Genomic DNA, 1,594 nt, shown 5'->3' with positions numbered 1-1,594 from the left:
CCCCGCCGGTCTTGAACGTCGTACATCACATTTCGCATTTGGTATCGTCGTGCCGTGGGCCCGACAGGGTCCGCATCCATCGATGAGAAACGAGCGTTCATGAGACACCTGTCCCGCCGCCTGATGGTCCCCGTGATCACGGCGAGCACGATCCTCTCGGGCCTCGGCCTGGCCTCCCCTGCGGTGGCCACGACCGACCCCGGCACCGTCACGGTGCCCGGCGTCCTCGAGAAGGACGGCAAGTACTACCCCGTCCAGTCCGGAGACGAGCGGAACGTCTTCACCGAGTTCGACAGTTACGACGAGGCCGCCCGACGCGCCTCGACGTTGACCTTCGCGGGGTTCGACACGCCGAGCGGCATCAGCACCGCGGCCGGCTGCCTCGGCATCACGGGCGCTCTCCTCAGCGCCGGAGCCGGGGGCAGCGTCGAATCCGCGAACACGTGCGCCGAGAGCTGGCAGTGGACGCTCTCGGCCGACGGCACGCTGACCAGCGTGCGCAACGACGGCGTGGACCGGGTTCGGTACCTTTCCGGGCCGATCCGCAGCAACGATCCCAGCCACACCTCCGTCGTGATCGGCTCGACCAGCGCGGACCAGGGCTTCGGGCTCGCCCACGAGGCCCTGCCCCGCCCCGTCGTCAACGCCGGCCTCGCCGCCGCGGACTCGCCGCTGGTCACCGCCAAGGCCGGTGACCACCGAGACGTCCCGATCGCAGTCGAGATCACCTCGTCGTTCACGTCCCTGCTCAACACCGTGTCGGCGACGGCACCCGAGGGCCTCCGCTTCGACCCCGACCAGCCCGTCCGCGGCTCCTACAGCGACGACGGGGGCACCGACTGGCGCCACGACGTGCGGCTGGACTTCACGGCCACCACGATCGGCGACGACGGCTCGACGCTGACCGGCACCTACAGCACCACACAGGAAGTCCCCTTCGACGCGGGCCGCCTGATCCGATGGGACCTCCCGGTCGTCGTGGTCGACGACGCCACCGTCGGCTCGCGGACCCTGAACTACACCATGACCGGCGGCAACGAACTGGGCGAATTCCACGTCGAGTCGACCAGCACGCTCGAGGTCGAGGCGACCGAGGGTCCGACCCCGCCGACCGACGAGACCCCCGGCGACCTGCCCGAGACGGTCGAGCTGGTCGTGCCGACCGGCGACGGTTTCGCATACGTCCCCCAGTACGGCTTCTCGAACGACGAGTTCTCCGGCCGCGATGACACCTGGGAGGCCGCAGCCTCCCAGGCGCAGACGGCCAAGGTGCTCGCCAACGCCGACGGCAGTTTCGCCCTGTGGAACGACCACACGGACAACGCCGCCGCCAACCACTGCTTCACGGTCCACGACCAGTTCATCTTCACCGCGCCCGGTTCGGCCAACGACTGCCGGACCGGCGACGCGTCACGCCTGCGCCTCCAGGACGGCGTCATCGTCCGCGACGTCCAGCGCGAACTCGGACTGCGCTCGACCCTGACGTCGACCGACCGCCTCACGGTGCGCGAGAGCGGCGACCCTGCTCGCTTCGAGGGACTGAACGCCACCCCCGCCGACGAGGTCGCCCCGATCCGTCAGCCGGTGACCCTCG

Origin of the sequence: Frigoribacterium sp. Leaf186 (assembly GCF_001423905.1) — a bacterium.
Taxonomy (GTDB): Bacteria; Actinomycetota; Actinomycetes; order Actinomycetales; family Microbacteriaceae; genus Frigoribacterium.
Note: the sequence above shows the minus strand (reverse complement) of the source record.